This window comes from Rhodococcus sp. 3258, from assembly GCF_031456475.1.
In the GTDB taxonomy this organism is placed as follows: domain Bacteria; phylum Actinomycetota; class Actinomycetes; order Mycobacteriales; family Mycobacteriaceae; genus Rhodococcoides; species Rhodococcoides fascians.
The window spans coordinates 385,242-405,614 of sequence record NZ_JAVDUT010000002.1 but is presented as its reverse complement, the minus strand read 5'-3'; the positions used below and the strand labels follow the sequence as shown (position 1 = coordinate 405,614).

Sequence of the window (20,373 nt, the reverse complement as noted above, 5' to 3'; positions counted from 1 at the left end):
TACAGAAAGGGTTCCCATGTCCGCCAGTGTCGATACCTGCCACGGAACGCTCGTGATCCACGCAGTCGGTAGTGCGGAATGCACGGAACCCGATTGCGTGGATCTCGAGTACGTTCGCCACTTCCTGGTGCTCGAGTGCGAGGAGATCACCGGCGGCTGCCAGTGCACAGCGCTGGTTGAGCTCGCTCAGGCGTCCTGACGCCGGACGACCGGCTGCTGCAGCTCCGTCACCCAGTTCTCCTGCGGCGCAGGCTCGGAGACCAGGTAGTACTCGCGGCAGATGCCGGAGAGCTCGTAACCGTTGGCGTCGATCCAGGCCATGAACTGCTCCCAGGTTTCCCCGATCGTCGCCATCGAGCCGTGGTGCACGGTCGTCAGCGCGAGGTCGATCGCGGGTAGCTCGGTGACGTCGTAGTCCTCGCCTGCATCAACGTCGGGGGTGATCTCGAACGCGGCATGCACCGTGATGCCGGTGCCGTCACCGTCGTCGACGGCCTCGTACAGGGCGATCGACGACGGTCCGAATTCGACTCCGTCTCGTGCCAGAGACGACGCGAGCCGGGCGTACATCGGACCGATCACCGGGCCGATGTTCTGTGGCCCGTAACCGGCAGCATTCTCGGTGACGACGGCGACGCGGGTGGCCGGCAGCGACTTGGTGTCCACAATGATCATCGAATCTTCTCCCTCTACGGCGCGGAGGCGCGCATCGATCCGACGCAGTCGGGCGGCGTCGAGATCGAGTCGATGGGCGACGTCTTCACGTTTGGCGACGAGCATCCGACGCAATCGGTCGGCGCTGACCTGCGCATGCACGATCTGCTTCACCTCGTCGAGCCGAAATCCCAGGTCCTTGAACATCAGGATGCGGCCCAACTCCTCGAACTGTCTACCGTCGTACGACCGATATCCGGTGAACGGATCCACCCGTGCCGGCGTCAACAGCCCGATCTCGTCGTAATGCCGAAGCATGCGAACCGAAACCCGGCCGATCGATGCGAACTCTCCGATACTGAACATGACCCTCCGAGACTGCCGTCTCACACTGTGTGAGGGTCAAGTATCGCGCGCCGTGCGGTGGCTCGACCCGTTCTGCGCGCACCGATCAACCGATTTCGCCGGTCGTCGCATCGATCGAGTGCGCTCCCTGATAGTCACGAAAAATTCGGACCAGGCCATTCGCCAGGTCTACGGCACCCCAGCGGTCACCGTAGCGCAACAGGCGTTGAGAAACCAGGCTTGGCAGTGAATTCCCGACACATCCCGATACGGCCTCCCGGACCCGCCTCGATAACCGACCGGGCGTCTGTAATCAAATGTTGAACGACCCTGTGAATGCGACGTCGCAGCGGTTATGGTTCGTTTCGATGCTCCTCCCCCGAACGCACAAGGACTCGCCATGAAGAGACGCCTGATCGCCTATTCCATTGCTGCACTTACTATCTCCGCCACCGCAGTGGCGCTTCCCACCGGAGTGGCGTCGGCCGCGCCGTGTTCGGATGTGGACGTCTCGTTCGCTCGCGGCACCGGGGAACTTCCCGGCCTCGGCATCACGGGTACTCCTTTTGTGAGCACCGTCAAATCGCAACTCTCGGATCGCTCGGTCAGCACGTACGCCGTGAACTACGCCGCCGACTTCACCCAGGCCAGCGCGGGACCCGGATCTCGCGACCTCGTGGCTCATCTCAATTCCGTTGCGGCATCGTGCCCGTCGACGAAATTCGTGATCGGCGGTTACTCGCAGGGGGCGACCGTGGTGACCAACGCAGTCGGTCTGCGCACTCCCAGCAGCTTCACCGGTGCCGTCATCCCGGCCGCGATCGCCGACCGTATCGAGGCCGTTGTGGTGTTCGGCAACCCATTCGGGCTTACCGGCAGGAAGATCGAAACAGCCAGCAGCACATACGGTTCACGCACCAACAGCTTCTGCAACTTCGGCGACCCGGTGTGCCAGATCGGCGGCTTCAACACCTTCGCTCACCTGACCTACGGCACCAACGGCTCTACGACGCAGGGTGCCTCGTTCGCGGCCGCTCAGGTACGGAGCTGAATCGACTCACCAAAATCGGTGCGCGGGCCCCGATGGTTCTGCGGATAGAAAAGTCGGTTCCGGTAGCCCGGATTGCTGTGCGCTCGTATAGATTTCCTCAGCGACTGCATCGACCCGAGCTATCGGAACCAACGCAATGGCAGAACCCCCGAACCCCCCACCCGTCATACGGGCCCCGTATGCCCCGGCTCGCAGCGCAGCATCGACAGCGCTGTCCAGCTCGGGGGAACTGACCTCGTAGTCGTCTCGAAGCGAGACGTGCGACGCCGTCATCAGGTCGCCGAGTTCGGTACCGATGTCACCGCCGTCCAGCAACGCTACTGCCCGCTCGACTCGTCGTATCTCGCTGGTGACGTGACGAACTCGGGGAACGAGAGCCTGATCGACGAGCCCCGATACCGCCCGCTCGGGGTCGAGTCCGCGCAGCGTCGGCACACCCAGCTCCAGGTAGGCCCGGTCGAGGGCGGCCCGGCGGGCACCGTACTGGCCGTCGACCAGACGGTGCGGAGCGTTGGTGTCGATCACCATGATGCGAGCACCCGACGACGCGACGTCCAGTGGGATCTGGCGGGTCGACCCGTCGAGGCAGTCCAGAAGCAGGGCGTGTCCTCGTTCGGAAAGCATCGCGATGGCTTGATCCATTCCCCCGGTCGACGCGCCGGCCACATCGTTCTCGGCCCGAATGCTGGCGTCGATCAGCACCTTTCGATCGACGTTCAGATCAAACAGATCGCTCAGGGCCAAGGCGAACGAACACTCGAGGGCCGCCGAACTCGACAGGCCCGAGCCCACCGGTACCGAGGAGTGCACGGCAACATCGACTCCGCCTATCCCGTGATCCTGCAGCGCCCAGGCAACGCCCGCCACGTACGCGGCCCATCCCGACGGACTCCCCGGTCCGATGTCACCGAGTTGCCCCGTCCACGTCCGGTCCGTGTGCGTGGAGACCGCCCGCATCGTGGCATCCTCGCGCCGCCGAACAGCGACTGCAGTGGCGAAGGGCAGCGCGAACGGCAGCACCAGACCACCTGCGTAGTCGATGTGTTCGCCGATCAGGTTGACTCGCCCCGGTGCCAACCAGACGCCGTCCGGTTCACCGCCGAACGCGGCCTCGAACAGCTCCGAAGCAGCGTCGGCGAGGCTCTGCTCGGACACGACGCTCAACCAGTTCACACCAGCACCTCACGCAATCTGTCTGCGATTCTCTCGGGAGTCGTGTCGTTGATCCATGCGCCCATTGCCGACTCGGATCCGGCGAGAAACTTCATCCGGCCCGGTGACCGCATCATCGAGAACAGCTGTAGGTGAAGACGTCCCAGCTCTCGATCGGATCCGACGGGAGCCTGATGCCACGCCGAGATGTACGGCACCTCGTCCACGCCCTCGAAGAATGCGTCGACGCCCCGCAGCAATGCGCGGTAGACGCCGGCCAGCTCGTCGCGCTCCGCGTCGTTCAGTTCGGCAAGATCTGCGACGTCGCGGCGCGGAGCAAGATGCACCTCGAGCGGCCACCGTGACGCCGCGGGGACGTACGCCACCCAATGCTCGACATCCACGACTATCCGTCGACCCGAGCGCAATTCGGCGGCGAGTACATCGGCCAACAGAACTCGACCAGTGTTCTCGAAGTGCTTGCGCGACTGCCTGATCAAAGCATCGGTACGAGGAGGAAGGTAGGGGTAGGCGTAAATTTGGCCGTGCGGGTGCGTCAAGGTGACACCGATCTCCTTGCCACGATTCTCGAAGCAGAACACCTGTTTCACTCCATCGATCGCCGAGAGCTCCGTGGTCCGGTCTGCCCACACGTCGATGATCGTTCGGACCCTCGACAGTTCCAGCGAGACGAAAGACGCGTCGGGATCACTGGCGAAACAGACGACCTCGCACCGACCGGTACCCGACAACAGCGGCCACAGCGGCTCACCGTCGACCTCATCCGGAAGAGTCTGTTCTGCAGCACTTCCCGCCAATGATGGGAAACGGTTCTCGAACACCACGACGTCGTAATCCGAGGCCGGAATCTCGGTCGCCGGCCGGCCCGGACGGCTGGGGGCCAACGGGGACAGGTCGGCGGGAGGCAAGAACGTGCGGTCCATTCGCTGGGCAGCCATGACGATCCACTCGCCGGTGAGAACGTCGAATCTCATCTGCGAGAGCGACATCGACGGCGGCAGCGGCCGTGAGTCCACGAGCTCCCGGGTGGCACCACCGGAAAGGTAGGGCTCTGTGTCGTCGTAATAGATCAATTCTCGACCGTCGGCCAACGTGGTCGAGGTCTTGCGCATGGGATGGGTGGTGTCCTGCGTGGTCATCGACTGTTCGCTTCCTGGGTGGTCGGCCGGGGTTCGGCGGGGCCGGTTGCGACGACCACGTCATGGACGATGTCGGTCAGCGCGTCGCGAATACGTTCGGGCACATCGACATCGGTGACGATCACATCCACCTCCGACAACGCAGCGGTGGTTGCGAGGGCGCGAACACCCCACTTGGTGTGATCAGCGAGGACCGCGACGCGTCGAGCCGAGGCGACGAAGGCCTGATTGGTCTGTGCCTCCAGCAGATTGGGGCAGGTGAGGCCCGCATCGATATCCACTCCATGCGTGCCGAGAAACAGAATGTCGACGTGCAGCGTCTGCAACGCGCCGACCGCCAACGGGCCGACGAGTGCGTACGACGGGGTGCGTTGGCCTCCGGTGAGCAACACGGTGTGGTCTGCTCTGCCGCCGGCATGAAGGACGTCGGCGACGGGCAGGGAGTTGGTCACCACGGTGATGTCGGGTACACGAAGCAGTTCCCGCGCCAGCGCGTGTGTCGTCGTACCTCCGGAGATGCCGATGGTCGTTCCTGGCCGGATCAATCGTGCGGTGGCGCGGGCAATGGCGGCCTTGGCGTCACGGCTCTGCTCGGACTTCACCGGAAAGCCCGGCTCGAACGCGCTCGCGGAACTCGGCGCGGTGATGCCGCCATGCACTCGCTCGACCAGGCCCTGGGCGACCAGTTCATTGACGTCTCGTCGAATGGTCATGTCGGACACCGACAGAGCAGTGCCCAACGCGGCCACCGTGACGGCTCCCTCGGACCGCACCCGGTCCAGAATCTTCTGCTGACGTTGATGGGCGAGCATCACACCATCACCAGACCTGATTCCATGCACACAACATTCACCAGATAGCAACAAATGTCAACAAAAGCGAACAGGGTGCGGCGATGTGGTCAGAAGTCGTCGTCGCTCTCGGACGCGGTTCGTGCACGACCGATCCGTGTCAGATGCACCCGTCGCGCCAGTCGAATCACGGGACGGATGAGCAGTTCGATACTCCCCAGCAGGAAGAACCACGTACCGATCACCGTCGTGCTCTCCCGAAAGAAGAGGATGCTGCCGACGATGAACCAGACCGCAACGAGAATGTCGTTGATGATGCTGACAACTTCCCACCGCTGGCGAATCACCAGTTCCTCGTGCCCGATAGTGAAGGTCAGGTCGTTCATAGCGGCTCCTTCGTAAAACGTCGGTGTACCCAGTCCGACTACCCGGATCCCTCCCAATCGACCCGGGCTGCCATCTCGAGCAGTTTCCGACGACGTGTCTCGCTGGTCTCGCCGATCCGCGCGATACGTCCGTACACATGGGCGCGGAAGTCGGTCAGATCGTCCCGATTCTGTTGGGCTGCACCGCTACCGATGCAGTTGTTCAGTAACGCGCGGAGGTTGTCGTACTCCTCTCGCGGAACTGCGGGCCACGCATTGACCACCAGCCCCGTGAGCTGTTGCCGTTGATGCGCGCGCCGTACTCGGGTTTTGTCGGGATGAATCGTGAAGCCCTCGTCGTGCACAATCTGGGACAGCACCCACAGCAACTTGTAGACGTCGAGCTCGGCCGAACCGGAGAACGCCAGGTCATCGGCGTAGCGGGTGTAGCGGGCACCCATGGTGCGGGCGAGCCCGGCAACTCGAATATCGAGTTGGCGGGCAGCCAGGTTGGCCAAGGCGGGCGACGTCGGTGCGCCCTGCGGCAAGTGAGTGGCGCGAAGCCTTGCCGCCGTTGCGCGGTCCATGCCCGTCAATTCGCCGGCCGGGGTGACCGTTGTGCACAGCGCGGCAAGATTGGCCGCGACCTTTCTGCGGTAGCCGACGGCCTCGAAGATCGCAACCACGCGATCGAACCCGATGGACGGAAAAAAGCGACGTAAGTCGACCGAGACCACCACCTCACGCTCGGCGTGGGGCGTCGCGAACGTGCGGGGGCTGCGCCCTTTACGAAAACCGTGCGCGGCGGGATGTGGCGGAATTCGATCCAGGATGCGGTGCAGTATCTTTCGCTGAATCTCGCGCAAGCGCGGTTTGGGCACCTCGAGCAGACGGACGCCGTGGCGCTTGTCGAGACGAGCAGATCGATAGTGCTGCAGGGGAAACGGTGCAGTACGCAGCCTCCCCTGCAGGTCGGCAAACCACTCGATTTCGGAAATGGTCAGATCCAGTGATTGCGCGAGCTGGCCCGTCGTCTCGTAGCGAGGCACCTCGAACCGCCAGGGTACGACACGGCCACGTATCGGCGATCGCTGTGACGACTTCGACGGCTGCGTAATCAACGGAAGATCTCGCAGCAGAACGAATATCGACGCCTCGTCGAACGGCGGACTCGGGTACAGGTCGATGATTCGATGGGCCAACCGCGAGGCCTTGGCCGGCATGAACCGAGAGAACGCCTCCTCGAGCCCCGATTGCGTCCACTCTGCGTCTGCAGCCAAACGAGCCAGGGTTGCGGCGGCGCGCGGAGACAGTTCGCGGTCGTTCACGTCGATCGCTCCAACGGGTCTCGAGCGAGAAAATGCAGCGGCGCGCGGCGACCGAAATCTTTCGTCCTCGGAGCTGCCAAGCACGCGTAGCGTGCAGACCAGCTTCGGACGCAGTGCTCGATTCTCAATATGTACCCAGGGGTTACCCCTGAGACCGGTCCCGCGGACCAACTCTCGCCCACGCGCCGCTGCATCCCACCACAATGCCAAACCGACGCGGATCTGTCAGCGGGATGACTCACTAGTCCGACCGACCGGTCGGGTTTTGAAGTTCTCGTGAGTTGCTCGATTGCGAGCCGGAGCTCTCGAGTCCGGAGTAGGTGAACGGAACCAGTGCCGACTCCGTTGCGTCCAACCCGTAGATGGGCTCTTGGGAAAGGACAGTGCACATGCATCGAAGCAGTCGATGGGCGGCAATCGCAGTAGGTCTGCTCCTGCTCAACGCATGTTCGACGGGCCAAGACGGTACTGCAGTCCCCGAAGTCATCGCGACGGCCAGCACCGCCGTCGCCGCACCGACGCCGTGGGATCCATGCACCATCCCCGACGACGCCATCGAGCAGGCGGGATTGAACACGTCCACCAAGGAATCGGGGGTGTTCGGCAGAGATCAAAACGGATTCAAGATCTGTGGCTGGGAGGCCAACCCTCCGAGCAGCGAGTACTTCTTCTCAATATTCGTCGGACTGGAGAACATCGATTACATCGACGATCCGAGTTACTTCGACCGACTTCAACCCGTTCGAGTGGGCACGCGTAACGCCACCCAATACCAGCAACTATCTGCTGACTCGTCCCGAAATTGCGGAGTCGCCTTCGTGGCCGGCGCTGAATTGATCAGGGCCACGATCATCACCAGCGCGTTGGTACGCGACCCGCCGTATGCCCCATGCACGGAGCTGAACTCCTTGGTGGCAGTGCTCGACTCAGAACTCCCCAGCTGAATCCATCGACCGAAAGAGGCGACACCGTGACTGAAGCCAGGCCGGACCTCATCGCACACTGGCGAGACCTCAACGCCCAAGCCGACGCGGGCACCATCACGATTCCACCCGACGTCGCCGCGAAATGCGACGCGGCATGCGCAACCTACCTCGTACACCTCGCCAAGATGCAAGCTCAAGCAACCCAGCTGAGCGAAGTCAAGTCCTGGGGCGACTTCAAGTCTGCTCAGGATTTGCAAAACAGGTTTGCTCGCCTGGCGACCGGCAAAAGCACGTCACTCGATGTCATTCTGCAGCAGCACATCGATGTCATCGATTCGATGCGTACGTTGTTTCGGCGCTACTTCGACGAGACGGCCAACACGGAAGAACGAACCGCCGCGAACATCGCCGCGCTCACTCCGGAGAACTGATAGACCGAAGCACTTTTCGATGGACATCGACCTCGCGTTTGTCGTTCTCCAGTCGCCGCTACACCGGCACGCAACTGCGAGAACGCCACCACTCGATCCGCGCCCTCAGCCGTCAGGCACACCCCACCGACGAGGTGTGGATCCCGACGATGGGCGTGAATCCCCGCCTCCCCGCGTTTTCGTCGCGTTCGGAGCGTAGCTGCAAGCAAGCCTCCTGAGACGGATCAAGGCCGCCCAGGTTAGAGCCACACCTAGAGGTTCGCGTGGTGGAGACTCAGCCTCCGTGCGCCTCGACGGCCACTGGCTGCCATTCGCGCCAGTTCGCCAGGCGTGATTCGTAGTCCGTCGTCGCGATCTGGAGCGGTGCTTCTCCGAAAAAGACTCGCAGCGGCGGCTTTTCGGCGTCGACGACCTTGAGCAGCGCCGAACGCGTAGCTACCGGATCGCCAGGAGTCGCCTGCCTTGCACTCCGCAGTTCGGCGGCCTTCTCCCGAATCGGGTCGTACGCGGCGATGTCGGTGGACTTCTTGGCAGACGGGCCGGACCAGTCGGTGGAGAACCCACCCGGCTCGATGAGCGTCACGTGGATACCGAAGTCCTCGACCTCCTGCGCCAATGCCTGGCTGAATCCTTCGAGCGCCCACTTCGAGGCGTGGTACGCACCGACATTCGGGAATGCTGAGATTCCGCCGATGGACGACACCTGCAAGATGTGGCCACTCCCCTGCTCACGCATGAACGGCAGCGCCGCCTGCGTAACCCATAGCGCTCCGAAGACGTTCGTCTCGATCTGCGCCCGAGCATCTTCCTCGGAGAGTTCCTCGATCATGCCGAACTGGCCGTATCCGGCGTTGTTGATGACGATGTCGAGTGAACCGAACTTGTCGTAGGCCTGTTGGACTGCCGCGAAGTCGGCGGCGCGATCGTTCACGTCGAGTTCGATCGGCAGAATCGCATCGCCGTACTGTTCGACAAGATCTTTCAAGGTGTCTGTGTTGCGAGCAGTCGCTGCGACCCGATCGCCACGGTTGAGTGCCGCGATCGCCCACTCCCGCCCGAATCCCTTGGAGGTGCCGGTGATGAACCACGTCTTGGCTGTCATGAATCTCGTCCCTTCGCTACACGGACAAAAGTAAGGACGACGTCCGCTGCAAACGCCTCTCGGCGAGTGGTCGCTCGAAGCGACAGATGGGGTGAGGCCCGGGGCTTGCCAAGCGAACGCCGTCGAAAGAGTCCAACGGGGTGGGTACGCCGACTATTCCCCGCACGTCAGCTGTGTTCGGTGATCATCACCGCCATGGTGTTCGGCTCCAGCGCCTCGAAGATGTGCAGCGCGTCGCCGGGGTAGGCGACGTAGTCGCCGGGCGCCAGCTCGACTGCCTCGCCCACCGGCCCCACCAGAGCTCGTCCAGCGCTGAGCACCACATGCTCGACCACGCCGGGGGAATGAGGGTCCGAGCGCCTCGGCTCGCCGACGTCCGCGCTGACCAGATAGATGTCTCGTCGCGCGTTCGGCGGAGACGACGCCAGCAGCGTCGCGGAGTAGTCCGCCCGGTCCGATGCAAATCTTGGCCCCTCGCCCGCACGGATCAGGCGGACCGACTGCTTCGCGGGCTCGACCAGTCTGGAGAACGGCACGTCCAGGGTGACGCTGAGCGCCCACAGAGTTTCCAGACTTGGATTCCCCGTACCCGATTCCAGTTGCGACAGAGTCGATTTCGCAATTCCGGCGCGGCGCGCCACCTCGGCCAGCGAGAGGCCGACGCGTCGCCGCTCCTGCTGCAGAGCGGCAGCGATGGCTGCGATCGGTGGTCCGGCGTCCGCCATTCGTTCACTCCATCGGTACGTTCGTTTGATTTGACGAACAGCTTAACATCGTCCACTATAACGATCATGCGTTCGACATGGCGAACCCTGCAGGGGGTCAACATCCGCGACATCGCGTTGGTCTGTCTGGCCGACGCCTTGGTCGGGGCCTCGTTCGGTGCCATCGCCGTAGCCGCCGACCTGCCACTGTGGCTACCGGTGGTGATGTCCCTGGTGGTCTTCGCGGGCTCCTCCCAATTCATCTTCGTCGGCATCCTGGCCGTCGGCGGCAACCCCGTCGCCGCCGTGGCGAGCGCGTTGCTCGCAAACACACGGCTCGTACCGCTCGGATTCTCCATAGGATCCGTTTTCGACAACGTCTCGCCATGGAAGCGACTGCTCGGCACCCACCTGATCACCGACGAAGCGGTCGCATTCAGCGTCGCCGAAGTAGACGAAGGACGGCGTCGAACAGCGTTCTGGCTGTGCGGAATCGGACTGTTCGTCACCTGGAACATCGGGGTGGTGATCGGCACGCTCGGTGGTGGCGCAATCACCGATACCGCCGCGCTCGGACTCGACGCCGCATTTCCGGCAATCCTGCTCGGACTGATCATGCCTGCGCTCCGAGATCGGGGCACGCGCAATGCCGCACTCGTCGGCGCAGGGATCGCCCTGGCAGCGTCGATGTTCCTACCGAGCGGACTGCCGGTGCTCCTCTCGCTGATCGCCGTGGTCCCCGCACTGCTGTCCACCAAGCCCGCCGCACGCAAGGAATCCGCATGAGCCTCACGATTCCCCTGATCGCCATGATCGTCGGCACCTTCGTGCTCCGCCTCATCGGCCCGGCCCTGCGCTCGCGCATGACCATCTCGCCCCGCATCGACCGCGTCATGTCCACCTCGGTCGCCGTCGTGTTCGTAGCCCTCATCGCCACCTCGACCCTGCTCGTGGGCAAGGACTTCGCGGGCTTCGCAGCCCCTATCGGCGTCACCGTCGCCGGAATCCTCGCCTGGCGCAAAGCACCCTTCGTCGTCATCGTGATTGCCGCTGCCGCGACCACCGCTGCCCTCCGCTGGTTCGGTGTCGCCTGACCGAACCGCGGCACCCCAAGTCCACTAGATGTGACATTGACCCCCGAAAAGTCCACCAAATGTCACATTGAGTGCATCGGATGGGGAACACGGGTGACAGCCATCGCCCCTTCGCGGACTACCGACACGGCAACAAGCCCATTGCCACCCGGGCGACCTCGCTTACTGACCTGAGCGCCCACTATTTCTCTGCATCCACGGGATCCCGCCTTTCGAGCCGAATTGTGGGCGCTGACATCAGTTGACCGGCGCAGCGTGAACCGCCGACCCCCACTGGACCCACCTGACCTCGTGCACCGCTACCCGTTCACCGGCACCCCGGGTCCACTAGATGTGACATTGACCCCCGAAAAGTCCACTCGACGTCACATTGAGTACCCCCGGGCGGGGACAATGGACAGTGAACACAATGTCTCGATGTGGGGAGCAGCAATGACCGCGCTGGATGCAGTACGACGACGCTGGCCGAAGACGATGCCACTTCAGCCGCTTCCGTCTGAGTCGTGGGCCAAGCAGGAGCCGACGTGGAAGGGTGCGAATCCCCAGGTCATCGAGTCGGCGTTGAAGCGTGCGAAGACTCGGACGTCGGGTAATTGGTTCGTTTTCGCTGCGAGTCGTGACGTGAAGGCCGACAAGCCGTTCGGTCGCTATGTCGGCACCACCGAGTTGGTTGCGTGGCGGGATTCGGCGGGCAAGGTGCATATCGGTCCGGGTGCGTGTCCGCATCTCGGGGCGGCGCTCGATACCGCGAAGATCGAGTGCGACGCGTTGGTGTGCCGGTGGCATGGGCTGGCGTTGGGTCCGAAGGGTAAGGCTGGCTGGCGGCCGGTTCCTGCGTTCGACGACGGTGTTCTGGTGTGGGTCCGGCTCGACGAGCTGGGCGGCGAGGAGCCGACGCCGGTGCCGGTGGTTCCGATCAGGCCCCCTGCGTCGACGTCCATTCCTGGTGTCGTCACGTTGATCGGGAAGTGCGAACCGGACGACATCATCGCCAATCGCCTCGATCCGTGGCACGGCGCATGGTTCCATCCGTACTCGTTCGCGAGGTTGAAAGTGGTGAGCGCGCCCACCGACATCGATGTGCCCGAGGAGGACGATCGCTTCCTGGTCGATGTCACGTTCCGCGTCAGTCGCGGCATCGGTGTTCCGGTTCGAGCCGAGTTCGTCTGCCCCGGCCCACGCACCATCGTCATGCGCATCCTCGACGGTGAGGGGGCGGGAAGCGTCGTCGAGACTCACGCGACTCCCCTGGCTCCTGCGCCCGACGGCACCCCGCGGACGGCGGTCATCGAGGCGACGATCGCGAGCTCGGATCGACCCGGCTTCCAGATGGCGCGCAAGGTCTCGGGACTGCTGCGTCCGGCGATGAACTTCACCGCAGCACGTCTGTGGAAGGACGACCTCGATTACGCCGAACGCCGTTACGAACTGCGCTCGACGGGTCGCGCGTGATCTAGCCTTCGACGAACGCGGCGAGTTGGCCGATGACGGTTCCCCAACCGTCATGGAAGCCCAACTCCTCGTGCATCTTTCGGTCTTCTACGTTGCGGTGCATCACGTGCGCCCGGTACTGCGTCCCGTCGGGATGGTCGGCGAACGTGATCACCGCGGTCATGAACAGCTGTAGGGCAGGTCGCCAACCTTCGACGAGGGAGTTGGTGAACACGATGCGTTCCTGATGGTCGACGGCGAGGAAGCATCCGTCGATGTGCGGTTCGAAGTCTCCTCCGGGTTCACTCATCAGCGTTCGGAATGCGCCTCCGGGCTGCAGATCCCACGCGTCGACTCGGCACAGAGTAGGTGCCGGAATCCACCATTTCTCGAACTTCGACGGGTCGGCCCACGCATCCCACACCGTCTCGCACGGAGCCGCGATGATGCGGGAGATACTCAGGTCGAGTTCGGGATCGAAGGAAGTCATTGTTGTTCACTCTCTTTCGAGGATCGGGTGACGAACTGTTCGAGGCGGTCGGTTCTGGATTCCCACACGGACCGTTGCTGCTCCAGCCACGCGGAGGCCGCGTCCAGGTTGGTTCGCTCGATCGTGCATGCGCGTACACGTCCGGTCTTGTGGGTGCGAATCCATCCGCTGCGCTCGAGTACATGGATGTGCTTCATGAACGACGGCAGAGTCATGTCGAATGGTTCGGCCAGTTCCCCCACGGTGGCAGGCCCGGACCCCAGTCGGCCCAGTACTGCACGCCGCGTGGGATCGGCCAACGCCTGGAACACGTCGTTGAGGACCTCGGAATACTGAGCCATATGGCACAGTATCTCGACTGATCGATATCCACAAGAGCACGGCACCACTCCTGCTGCGCCGCAGCACTATTGGTGTTGAAAAAATTCCGAAAAAGTGCCGAACAGGTCTTGGCACTCGCCGCAATCGAGTGCTAATTTTTGTGTTGCACAGTTGAGGAGCGCCTCGCCACAGGGGCGAGCGCATCTGGGTACAGGAGGTGGTTGCTGTGCTTCGTTTCGATCCGTTCCGTGACGTCGATTCGCTCACCTCGGCATTGTTGGGTGCGTCTACCGGTTCGGACCGCGCACCGCGATTCATGCCCATGGATCTGTACAAGGTCGACGATCACTACGTACTCAGTGCCGACCTTCCCGGCATCGACCCGGGATCCATCGACGTCGACGTTGATCGCGGCACATTGACGCTCACCGCGCAACGAACAGTGCCGGAAAGCTCCGGCGTGCAATGGATTTCATCGGAACGGTTCGCCGGAACGTTCCGTCGACAGATCTCACTGGGTGACGGCGTCGACACCGAGGGCATCTCGGCGTCGTACGACAACGGCGTCCTGTCGATCACCATTCCGCTTGCCGAGCGAGCGAAGCCGCGCAAGGTCGACATCGCTCGTGCCGAGCTGACCGGCGAGCAGAGATCCATCGAACACCAATCGACCTGATCCGTCACGCGCACAAGCACATCGAGCACTGTCGAACTACTCAGGGAGGGTGATGCATATGGAAACGGATACCGTGGTCTGGCCGGAATCTCCCGATCGTGACCAATGGTGGCGCACGGTTCTCGGGGTCGGGACCGAGATACGTGAATGCGCCACGGCCGATCTACTGGATCAGCAGCGAGCAGAGCCGGTCGACGACGACCTCTACCCGCACGTACCGCGAGAGCCCGTCGCTGCGTGACCCCAACGACCGCAAGGCCGGCACCGACATTCGGTGCCGGCCTGCGTCATTGCCGCACCGAGTAACCGGTCACAAGGCCAGACATCACAGGACCAACGAATAGAATGTGCTCGACGGGTCCACGACGTAGTCGCCGAACGGGGGCACTGCGACGAATCCGTATCGCTCGTAGAGGCGTCGAGCTGCGGCGAAGTAGTCCTGGGTACCCGTCTCGAGGCTGACGCGCTCGAACCCCAACCGCCGCGCCTCCGTCAGTACGTGCTCGAGCAGTCCGGACGCCACCCCGCGGCCTCGCGCGAAACTCGAGGTGCGCATCGATTTCAGTTCTCCGTGTTCAGGAGTGAGTGTCTTCAGCGCGGCAATGCCGAGCAGTGCCCCGGCCTCCCACGCCGTCCACACCCGCATATCCGGCCCGCGCAGACCCGGCAGATCCAGTGCGTGAACACTCTCTGCCGGTGACGTCGCGTGCATGTCCGCAAGGTGCTCGACGAGCAACACACCGACCTCCGGCCGCGACAGATCGTCGACCTCGAGACGCATGCAACCTCCTGTCGTGAGTGGAAGTTCGACCCCTGCTACGAAGTACCACTCACCTGCGGCGAAGCCGCTCCAAAGCGTCGAACATCTTGAATCGTCCACTCGTGGGCACGGTTTCGATGTCGTGGCCGGTGACGCCCCAGCCCGCCAACAGGGTGTTCGCTGCCTGCAGTCCGGTGGTGGCGGCACGTTCCATGAGAGCCACGGGCAGATCGATCCGAATGCCGTCACCCGCGAGTACCAGCGAGGGCTCGGGGGTACGCACGGTGGGCCGCTCGGCGAATGCTCCGAGGCCGAACATCGGGCAGTCGTCTCGCCATTCGGATCGTTCCGCGATTACTTCTGCCGCAGCGGTTTCCGGGTAGATCTCGTGCATGCGGGCCATCAGCTGCGCGCGGGTGACCTCCTCGGATTCCTCGGCGGCGTAGGCATGCAGTTCGACGACCGAACCTCCGGTCCTCGCTGCCCACTCCGCGGCCTCGTCCTCGAACCGCTCGAGCACACTGATGTTGTCGATCGGAGGCATACCGCCGGTGCCGATGAACGCGGGACGATCGGCATTCACCGCCTTGCTCAGCCACACGCGGTGGACCATGAAAGGCGGGGTGTTCTGCAGCGCGCCGATCTGCTTGCGCCACGCCGGCGTCCCGAGCTCGGGGGATTGCTCGAGCACCCGCTGCAATCCGGCGATGTCGGTAGCGAGGACCACCGCGTCGGCGTCGATGATTCCGCCGGCGTCGACGCGGAACTTGCGCAGGCCACCGCGGGTGATCTCGCCACACGGAGTGGACGTTCTGATGTCGACACCGAGACCACTGAGATACTCCCCCAACGGGTTCCACAGTGCCTGTGGGTAGGGATCGCGGGGGACGTCGAAGATCAGACCCTCGGAGGAGCCGAGGAAGTAGATGTGGAACATCATCGCCAGTTCGGCAGCCGACATCTCCTCCGGGTCGGCGAAGAAGCTGCGTGAGAACACCCCGAACGCCAGATGGCGTGCCGCTTCGGGAAAGTTGATGTTGCGCAGGAACTCCGCCGCGGGAGTGGTGTCGAGTTCGTCGAAGGTCTTCGGCACGCTCACCGTCATGAGTGGCAGGGCGGCGATTCCGTTGAGGTCGGTGAGGTCCTTCCACCGGAACGTCGGACTGCGCTTGACGAACGCGAACGCATTGAGCGGTGGCGTCTCGGGCAGCCCCTTGAATCCGTCGATACGACCGTCGCCGTCGATCAGCGGGTAGTCGTCGACCGGGCGTAGACGCGCCAGGTCTGGGTCGGTGCGGCGCAGCAGGTTTCGCAGGTTGTAGTACTGCCGGAAGAACGCGTGGAAGCCGCGGCTCATCGTCGCGGGCGAGCCGTCCTCCAGCGTCGTGTCCCATCCACCGACGCGGCCGCCGAGGTAGCTTTCGCGTTCGACCAGATGAACCTTGACGCCGCGTTCGGCCAGCGCGGTCGCGGCGCTCAGCCCCGCGATACCGCCGCCCACCACCACCACATGCGGGACGTCAGCCAGCTGGCCTGCGTCCGAATATCCTTGCACCGCAGCATGGGTGACCTTCTTGGAGTCGGTCAACGCTCTTCCTTCGCGGGTCGAGAGCCCAGGAACGTGTGCACCACACCGTTCTGCCATCCGGTCATCGTCTCTCGGGCGACACCGCTGTAGCCCGCACGCTGCATCCGTCGCATGAACGCCGATGCGCCGTCGAACGTCACGACGCTGCGCCACAGATGCCGATACAATGTGGCGTCTCGCGTCGCGAGCCAGCCGAGCGGGATGATGATGCCCCAGCTCACGACGTTCCAGGAGATGCGAGCACGCAGTGAATCGTGCACCGAGTATTCGTGGAACGCGATCGTCGAACCCGGACGCAGCAGCGCCAGTAGCGATTTGAGTTCGGTGTCGGGGTCGTCGACGTTCCTGATCAGATATGCGGCCAGGATGGCGTCGAACGGTCCGTCGACCCCGTTCACGGCCAGATCCTCCACCCGCGAATGCACGAACGTGACGTTCGACGGCCAGTCCTTGCTCCGGGCGACCTCGAGCATCTCGGCGGACGCGTCGGCGGCGACGATCTCGGCGTGCGGTGCCGCTTCGAGCAGCGCTGCGGTGGACGCACCCGTACCGCAACCGATATCGAGCAGGCGCAGTCCGCTCCCGAGGTCGGGGATGCGGAGGCGCTGCGCGGACTTGACGAGGTGCTCGTGGTAGCCGGGGTTCGCTCCGACGAGTCGGTCGTACGCCTTGGCACCGACGTCGAATGCGCCGGGAACTTCGTTTCGCGGCAGACCGCGCTTACCGACCTTCACAGTGCCTCTTCCTTGCTCACGCGGGCAGCTGGCCCACCCTGGACCGACACGACATCTCCGTGCTGCAACTGCCGTCCGCGGCGGATGTCCACGTCCCCGTTGACGCTGACCAGGCCGTCGGCGATGATGCCCTTGGCTTCGGCACCGGATTCGATCAGGTTGGCGAGCTTGAGGAATTGGCCCAGCCGGATCGATTCGTCGCGGATGGGGACATCGTGTGCATCGGACATGTCTCCATCCTGTACTAGCGGGCCGCTCGCTGCTACCAACGAGTCACATCGTGGCGCGGAAGCGGCGCAACCGCAGGCTGTTGCTCACCACGAACACCGAGGACAGCGCCATCGCCGCCCCGGCGAGCATCGGGTTGAGCAGGCCCGCGGCCGCGAGGGGTATCGCCGCGACGTTGTAGGCGAACGCCCAGAACAGGTTGCCCTTGATGGTGCTCAGTGTGCGACGCGAGAGCCGGATCGCATCGCCGACGGCCCGTAGGTCGCCGCGGACCAACGTCAGGTCGCTCGCCTCGATCGCTACATCGGTTCCGGTTCCCATCGCGAGCCCCAGGTCGGCGGTAGCCAGTGCAGCCGCGTCGTTGATGCCGTCGCCGACCATCGCCACGACCTTGCCTGCGGCCTGCAGTTCACGAACGGCATCGACCTTGCCCGACGGCAGCACACCGGCAACGACCTGATCGATGCCTACCTCCGCGGCGATCGTTCGGGCGGCGGCCTCGTTGTCGCCGGTGAGCATGACCGGCGTCAGGCCCAGCTCGCGCAGTTCTGCGACGGCCTGCTTCGACGTCGGCTTGACCGAGTCGGAGACCACCAGAACCCCGCGGGCCTTCCCGTCCCACCCGATCGCGACGGCGGTGCGCCCCTGGCGTTCGGCGTCGTCGAACGCGTCGGCCAGTTCCGGGGGCAGAGGCATCGACCAGTCGGCCAGCAGGCTGCGACGGCCGATGACCGCGGCGCGACCCTCGACGAGGCCCTGGACACCGAGACCCTCGAGGCTGGCGAACCCCTCGACAGCCGTGGACTGGGTCGAACCTGCGATGGCCCGAGCGATGGGATGCTCCGAACCCGATTCCAACGCTGCCGCCACGGCACGGACCACGTCCTCGTCCTCACCGTCGGCCACGTGCACCGAGTGCAGTGTCATCTCACCGGTGGTCACGGTGCCGGTCTTGTCCAGCACGACGGTGTCGATGCGGCGGGTCGATTCGAGCATTTCGGGGCCCTTGATCAGAATCCCCAGCTGCGCCGCCCGTCCGGTGCCGACCATCAGTGCTGTGGGGGTGGCCAGCCCGAGTGCGCAGGGGCACGCGATGATCAGGACGGCGACCGCCGCCGTGAAGGCAGCGGCCACCGAATTGCCGGTGCCGAGCCAGAATCCGAGCGTTGCCACCGAGATGGCGATGACGATCGGCACGAAGATTCCCGAGATGCGATCGGCCAGACGCTGGGCCTGAGCCTTGCCGGTCTGCGCATCTTCCACCGCCTTCGCCATCTGCGCAAGCTGGGTGTCTGCACCGATTCTGCTGGCGCGCACAGTGATTCGACCACCGACGTTCACCGTGGCTCCGGTCACCGCGTCGCCGGCCCCGACCTCTACCGGCACCGACTCGCCCGTCAGCATCGACCGATCGACGGCCGAGGATCCACTCTCGACGGTTCCGTCCGTGGCGATCTTCTCACCCGGACGAACGACGAACAGATCGCCGACGGCGACCTGATCGATCGGAATCTGCTGTTCCTCATCGCCTTTCAGCACGGCGACGGTCTTGGCACCGAGGTCCATCAGTGCGCGCAACGCCGCACCGGCCTGCCTCTTGGACCTGCTCTCGAACCACCGGCCGGCCAGGATGAAGGTGGTGACGCCCGCAGCCGCCTCGAGATAGATATTGCTCGCCCCGTCCATCCGCGCGATCGTGAACTCGAACGGATGCGTCATACCGGGCTCGCCGGCTGTACCGAAGAACAGCGCATACAGCGACCAGCCCAGTGCAGCAAGGGTTCCCATGCTCACGAGGGTGTCCATCGTCGACGTACCGTGCTTCAGGTTGGTCCACGCGGCCCGGTGGAACGGCAGCGCTCCCCAGATGACGACCGGCGCGGCGAGAGTCAACGACAGCCACTGCCAGTTGGTGAACTGAAAGGCCGGAATCATGGCCATCGCGATGACCGGCACGCTGAGCACCGCCGAAACGATCAGACGCTGCTTCAACGGATCGACCGGTGTGTCGGCGTCGACCGGCTCGGCCACCGGAAGGCTCGCGGTGTACCCGGCAGCTTCGACGGCGGCGATCAGATCCTCGGTGGCGACGCCGTCGCTGGTGACTCGCGCCTTCTCGGTGGCGTAGTTGACCGTCGCCGATACCCCGTCGAGCTTGTTGAGCTTGCGTTCGATGCGGTTGGCGCACGACGCACAGGTCATGCCGCCCAGAATCAGTTCGGTTTCCGTACTCATCCCCGATTCCCTTCTGCCTCGATGACGAATGTGGCCGTGCGGACGACACCCTGATGCTGGAAGTCCGGATAGAGCGCAGATGTTCCGTCGTGCGACTCGTGGTCGGAATGCGTCGGTTCGCTGGGCGACGCGTCGGGTCCGATCGCGTGGCCGACGAACAGGGCAAGAAAGAACACGAGGGCTATCCCGACGACGAATCCGACGAGCTTGGTCGGGGTGCCGAGTTCCTGTCGTGTGGAGTTCACATCCCTACCCTACCCCCCCAGGGTATCTAGTGGGTAGTGCCGATCGCCTTCTTGAAGCCGACGTGTGAGGCAGTGAAGCCCAGACGGGTGTAGAACCGGTGGGCATCCACTCGACGCGAGTCGGACGTCAGCTGCACCAGAGCGCACCCTCGCCGCGTGGCCTCCTCGATCGCCCACTCGATCAACGCGCCACCGAGCCCGCGGCTGCGCCAGGTAGCGGCCACCCGTACGGCTTCGATCTGAGCGCGCAACGCACCACCTCGCGCCAGTCCCGGAATGACCGTCGACTGCAGAGTTCCCACCACCTCGTCACCGTGCACGACGACGACCAGCACGTTCCGTGGATCGGAGGAAATGTCCTCGAAAGCGGTGCGATATCCGTCCATGTTCTCGACGGATTCGCGCGTCGCGCCCAACTGGTCGTCCGCCAGCAGCGCCACGATCGACTCGAGGTCCGACGCCACCGCCTCACGCACGACGCAGGTCGATCCATCGGTCAGAGCTAATTCCATCGGTGTCATTCGAGCGTGAAAAGTCATGTCCACGACGGTAAACGAAGCGT

26 protein-coding genes are annotated in these 20,373 nt (G+C 64.0%); 9 read left to right on the top strand and 17 right to left on the bottom strand.

The genetic code is table 11. The features are described from left to right. The first annotated feature begins 16 nt into the window (after positions 1–16). Positions 17–199, top strand: a complete 183-nt coding sequence (locus tag J2X62_RS09405; protein ID WP_027494898.1) for a hypothetical protein — start codon at positions 17–19, stop codon at positions 197–199. On the opposite strand, the gene J2X62_RS09400 is transcribed toward J2X62_RS09405, so the two are convergent. Next, positions 187–1,020 (bottom strand): MerR family transcriptional regulator, encoded by an 834-nt coding sequence (locus tag J2X62_RS09400; protein ID WP_032374602.1) that lies wholly within the window; start codon positions 1,018–1,020, stop codon positions 187–189. The genes J2X62_RS09405 and J2X62_RS09400 overlap by 13 nt on opposite strands. 379 nt (positions 1,021–1,399) lie before the next feature. On the opposite strand from J2X62_RS09400, the gene J2X62_RS09395 reads away from it, so the two are divergent. After that, positions 1,400–2,050 carry a cutinase family protein gene (locus J2X62_RS09395; RefSeq protein ID WP_057473124.1) on the top strand — a complete coding sequence of 217 codons (651 nt, stop codon included), beginning with the start codon at positions 1,400–1,402 and terminating at the stop codon, positions 2,048–2,050. A 6-nt stretch (positions 2,051–2,056) separates the two neighbouring features. Here the strand turns inward: J2X62_RS09395 and galK are convergent, their stop codons facing one another. From galK to J2X62_RS09370, 5 genes are all read right to left on the bottom strand, one after another. After that, positions 2,057–3,223 (bottom strand): galactokinase, encoded by a 1,167-nt coding sequence (gene galK / locus J2X62_RS09390; protein WP_094621315.1) that lies wholly within the window; start codon positions 3,221–3,223, stop codon positions 2,057–2,059. Next, positions 3,220–4,335 carry a galactose-1-phosphate uridylyltransferase gene (gene galT / locus J2X62_RS09385; RefSeq protein ID WP_094621341.1) on the bottom strand — a complete coding sequence of 372 codons (1,116 nt, stop codon included), beginning with the start codon at positions 4,333–4,335 and terminating at the stop codon, positions 3,220–3,222. The genes galK and galT overlap by 4 nt, the downstream gene beginning before the upstream one ends. 23 nt (positions 4,336–4,358) lie before the next feature. Next, the gene (locus J2X62_RS09380; protein ID WP_032367561.1) at positions 4,359–5,174 is read right to left on the bottom strand and encodes a DeoR/GlpR family DNA-binding transcription regulator; all 816 of its coding nucleotides are present in this window, start codon (positions 5,172–5,174) and stop codon (positions 4,359–4,361) included. A gap of 89 nt (positions 5,175–5,263) precedes the next feature. Next, complete coding sequence (locus tag J2X62_RS09375) at positions 5,264–5,539, bottom strand: YrhK family protein (RefSeq protein WP_027494905.1); 276 nt, start codon at positions 5,537–5,539, stop codon at positions 5,264–5,266. Positions 5,540–5,577: 38 nt separating this feature from the next. Beyond that, entirely contained in the window at positions 5,578–6,846 is a 1,269-nt protein-coding gene (locus J2X62_RS09370; protein ID WP_310179894.1) for a reverse transcriptase family protein, read from the bottom strand. A gap of 389 nt (positions 6,847–7,235) precedes the next feature. On the opposite strand from J2X62_RS09370, the gene J2X62_RS09365 reads away from it, so the two are divergent. After that, the gene (locus J2X62_RS09365) at positions 7,236–7,790 is read left to right on the top strand and encodes a DUF3558 family protein (RefSeq protein ID WP_310179893.1); all 555 of its coding nucleotides are present in this window, start codon (positions 7,236–7,238) and stop codon (positions 7,788–7,790) included. A 26-nt stretch (positions 7,791–7,816) separates the two neighbouring features. Next, entirely contained in the window at positions 7,817–8,203 is a 387-nt protein-coding gene (locus tag J2X62_RS09360; RefSeq protein ID WP_222060661.1) for a hypothetical protein, read from the top strand. A 274-nt stretch (positions 8,204–8,477) separates the two neighbouring features. Here J2X62_RS09360 and J2X62_RS09355 read toward each other — a convergent pair whose 3' ends face one another. Together J2X62_RS09355 and J2X62_RS09350 are read right to left on the bottom strand one after the other, a co-directional pair. Beyond that, positions 8,478–9,305, bottom strand: a complete 828-nt coding sequence (locus tag J2X62_RS09355; protein WP_057473129.1) for an SDR family oxidoreductase — start codon at positions 9,303–9,305, stop codon at positions 8,478–8,480. A gap of 167 nt (positions 9,306–9,472) precedes the next feature. Beyond that, positions 9,473–10,030: a helix-turn-helix domain-containing protein gene (locus J2X62_RS09350; RefSeq protein WP_032400928.1), complete on the bottom strand. Its 558-nt coding sequence runs from the start codon at positions 10,028–10,030 to the stop codon at positions 9,473–9,475. A gap of 66 nt (positions 10,031–10,096) precedes the next feature. Between J2X62_RS09350 and J2X62_RS09345 the strand changes: the two genes are divergently transcribed. The 3 genes from J2X62_RS09345 (at position 10,097) to J2X62_RS09335 (ending at position 12,555) form a co-directional block, all read left to right on the top strand. After that, positions 10,097–10,795 (top strand): AzlC family ABC transporter permease, encoded by a 699-nt coding sequence (locus tag J2X62_RS09345; protein ID WP_057473131.1) that lies wholly within the window; start codon positions 10,097–10,099, stop codon positions 10,793–10,795. Next, a complete protein-coding gene (locus J2X62_RS09340; protein WP_057473132.1) occupies positions 10,792–11,103 on the top strand; it encodes an AzlD domain-containing protein in 312 nt (103 codons plus the stop codon). The genes J2X62_RS09345 and J2X62_RS09340 overlap by 4 nt, the downstream gene beginning before the upstream one ends. Positions 11,104–11,535: 432 nt before the next feature. Continuing rightward, positions 11,536–12,555: a DUF5914 domain-containing protein gene (locus J2X62_RS09335; protein WP_027494916.1), complete on the top strand. Its 1,020-nt coding sequence runs from the start codon at positions 11,536–11,538 to the stop codon at positions 12,553–12,555. 1 nt (position 12,556) lies between these two features. Here J2X62_RS09335 and J2X62_RS09330 read toward each other — a convergent pair whose 3' ends face one another. Both J2X62_RS09330 and J2X62_RS09325 read right to left on the bottom strand, forming a co-directional pair. Next, entirely contained in the window at positions 12,557–13,024 is a 468-nt protein-coding gene (locus tag J2X62_RS09330; protein WP_310179884.1) for an SRPBCC family protein, read from the bottom strand. Continuing rightward, positions 13,021–13,365 carry a metalloregulator ArsR/SmtB family transcription factor gene (locus J2X62_RS09325; RefSeq protein WP_167330003.1) on the bottom strand — a complete coding sequence of 115 codons (345 nt, stop codon included), beginning with the start codon at positions 13,363–13,365 and terminating at the stop codon, positions 13,021–13,023. Before J2X62_RS09325 ends, J2X62_RS09330 begins: the two co-directional genes overlap by 4 nt. A 206-nt stretch (positions 13,366–13,571) precedes the next feature. Between J2X62_RS09325 and J2X62_RS09320 the strand changes: the two genes are divergently transcribed. Both J2X62_RS09320 and J2X62_RS09315 read left to right on the top strand, forming a co-directional pair. Then, a complete protein-coding gene (locus J2X62_RS09320) occupies positions 13,572–14,021 on the top strand; it encodes an Hsp20/alpha crystallin family protein (RefSeq protein ID WP_310179880.1) in 450 nt (149 codons plus the stop codon). 58 nt (positions 14,022–14,079) lie between these two features. Beyond that, a complete protein-coding gene (locus J2X62_RS09315; protein WP_032371449.1) occupies positions 14,080–14,262 on the top strand; it encodes a hypothetical protein in 183 nt (60 codons plus the stop codon). A gap of 84 nt (positions 14,263–14,346) precedes the next feature. On the opposite strand, the gene J2X62_RS09310 is transcribed toward J2X62_RS09315, so the two are convergent. From J2X62_RS09310 to J2X62_RS09280, 7 genes are read right to left on the bottom strand one after another with little or no spacing between them, the layout of a single operon-like run. Next, positions 14,347–14,802, bottom strand: coding sequence for a GNAT family N-acetyltransferase (locus J2X62_RS09310; RefSeq protein ID WP_310179878.1), 456 nt, complete (start codon positions 14,800–14,802; stop codon positions 14,347–14,349). 49 nt (positions 14,803–14,851) lie between these two features. Next, complete coding sequence (locus J2X62_RS09305) at positions 14,852–16,369, bottom strand: NAD(P)/FAD-dependent oxidoreductase (RefSeq protein ID WP_167326989.1); 1,518 nt, start codon at positions 16,367–16,369, stop codon at positions 14,852–14,854. Beyond that, positions 16,366–17,103 (bottom strand): class I SAM-dependent methyltransferase, encoded by a 738-nt coding sequence (locus J2X62_RS09300; RefSeq protein ID WP_032367575.1) that lies wholly within the window; start codon positions 17,101–17,103, stop codon positions 16,366–16,368. Before J2X62_RS09300 ends, J2X62_RS09305 begins: the two co-directional genes overlap by 4 nt. Then, positions 17,100–17,333 (bottom strand): RNA-binding S4 domain-containing protein, encoded by a 234-nt coding sequence (locus J2X62_RS09295; protein ID WP_027494925.1) that lies wholly within the window; start codon positions 17,331–17,333, stop codon positions 17,100–17,102. Before J2X62_RS09295 ends, J2X62_RS09300 begins: the two co-directional genes overlap by 4 nt. A gap of 43 nt (positions 17,334–17,376) precedes the next feature. After that, positions 17,377–19,566: a heavy metal translocating P-type ATPase gene (locus J2X62_RS09290; RefSeq protein ID WP_310179874.1), complete on the bottom strand. Its 2,190-nt coding sequence runs from the start codon at positions 19,564–19,566 to the stop codon at positions 17,377–17,379. Continuing rightward, positions 19,563–19,811 (bottom strand): hypothetical protein, encoded by a 249-nt coding sequence (locus tag J2X62_RS09285; protein ID WP_032385296.1) that lies wholly within the window; start codon positions 19,809–19,811, stop codon positions 19,563–19,565. The genes J2X62_RS09290 and J2X62_RS09285 overlap by 4 nt, the downstream gene beginning before the upstream one ends. A 26-nt stretch (positions 19,812–19,837) precedes the next feature. Continuing rightward, the gene (locus tag J2X62_RS09280; protein ID WP_287454766.1) at positions 19,838–20,350 is read right to left on the bottom strand and encodes a GNAT family N-acetyltransferase; all 513 of its coding nucleotides are present in this window, start codon (positions 20,348–20,350) and stop codon (positions 19,838–19,840) included. Positions 20,351–20,373 lie beyond the last annotated feature (23 nt).

Coding starts and splice junctions, on each gene's coding strand:
- J2X62_RS09280 (WP_287454766.1), bottom strand. CDS start 20,350: ATGACTTTTCACGCTCGAATGACACCGATGGAATTAGCTCTGACCGAT.
- J2X62_RS09350 (WP_032400928.1), bottom strand. CDS start 10,030: ATGGCGGACGCCGGACCACCGATCGCAGCCATCGCTGCCGCTCTGCAG.
- J2X62_RS09290 (WP_310179874.1), bottom strand. CDS start 19,566: ATGAGTACGGAAACCGAACTGATTCTGGGCGGCATGACCTGTGCGTCG.
- J2X62_RS09405 (WP_027494898.1), top strand. CDS start 17: ATGTCCGCCAGTGTCGATACCTGCCACGGAACGCTCGTGATCCACGCA.
- J2X62_RS09400 (WP_032374602.1), bottom strand. CDS start 1,020: ATGTTCAGTATCGGAGAGTTCGCATCGATCGGCCGGGTTTCGGTTCGC.
- J2X62_RS09355 (WP_057473129.1), bottom strand. CDS start 9,305: ATGACAGCCAAGACGTGGTTCATCACCGGCACCTCCAAGGGATTCGGG.
- J2X62_RS09335 (WP_027494916.1), top strand. CDS start 11,536: ATGACCGCGCTGGATGCAGTACGACGACGCTGGCCGAAGACGATGCCA.
- J2X62_RS09345 (WP_057473131.1), top strand. CDS start 10,097: ATGCGTTCGACATGGCGAACCCTGCAGGGGGTCAACATCCGCGACATC.
- J2X62_RS09330 (WP_310179884.1), bottom strand. CDS start 13,024: ATGACTTCCTTCGATCCCGAACTCGACCTGAGTATCTCCCGCATCATC.
- J2X62_RS09295 (WP_027494925.1), bottom strand. CDS start 17,333: ATGTCCGATGCACACGATGTCCCCATCCGCGACGAATCGATCCGGCTG.
- galT (WP_094621341.1), bottom strand. CDS start 4,335: ATGCGCAAGACCTCGACCACGTTGGCCGACGGTCGAGAATTGATCTAT.
- J2X62_RS09375 (WP_027494905.1), bottom strand. CDS start 5,539: ATGAACGACCTGACCTTCACTATCGGGCACGAGGAACTGGTGATTCGC.
- J2X62_RS09340 (WP_057473132.1), top strand. CDS start 10,792: ATGAGCCTCACGATTCCCCTGATCGCCATGATCGTCGGCACCTTCGTG.
- J2X62_RS09395 (WP_057473124.1), top strand. CDS start 1,400: ATGAAGAGACGCCTGATCGCCTATTCCATTGCTGCACTTACTATCTCC.
- J2X62_RS09310 (WP_310179878.1), bottom strand. CDS start 14,802: ATGCGTCTCGAGGTCGACGATCTGTCGCGGCCGGAGGTCGGTGTGTTG.
- J2X62_RS09315 (WP_032371449.1), top strand. CDS start 14,080: ATGGAAACGGATACCGTGGTCTGGCCGGAATCTCCCGATCGTGACCAA.
- J2X62_RS09380 (WP_032367561.1), bottom strand. CDS start 5,174: ATGCTCGCCCATCAACGTCAGCAGAAGATTCTGGACCGGGTGCGGTCC.
- J2X62_RS09325 (WP_167330003.1), bottom strand. CDS start 13,365: ATGGCTCAGTATTCCGAGGTCCTCAACGACGTGTTCCAGGCGTTGGCC.
- J2X62_RS09365 (WP_310179893.1), top strand. CDS start 7,236: ATGCATCGAAGCAGTCGATGGGCGGCAATCGCAGTAGGTCTGCTCCTG.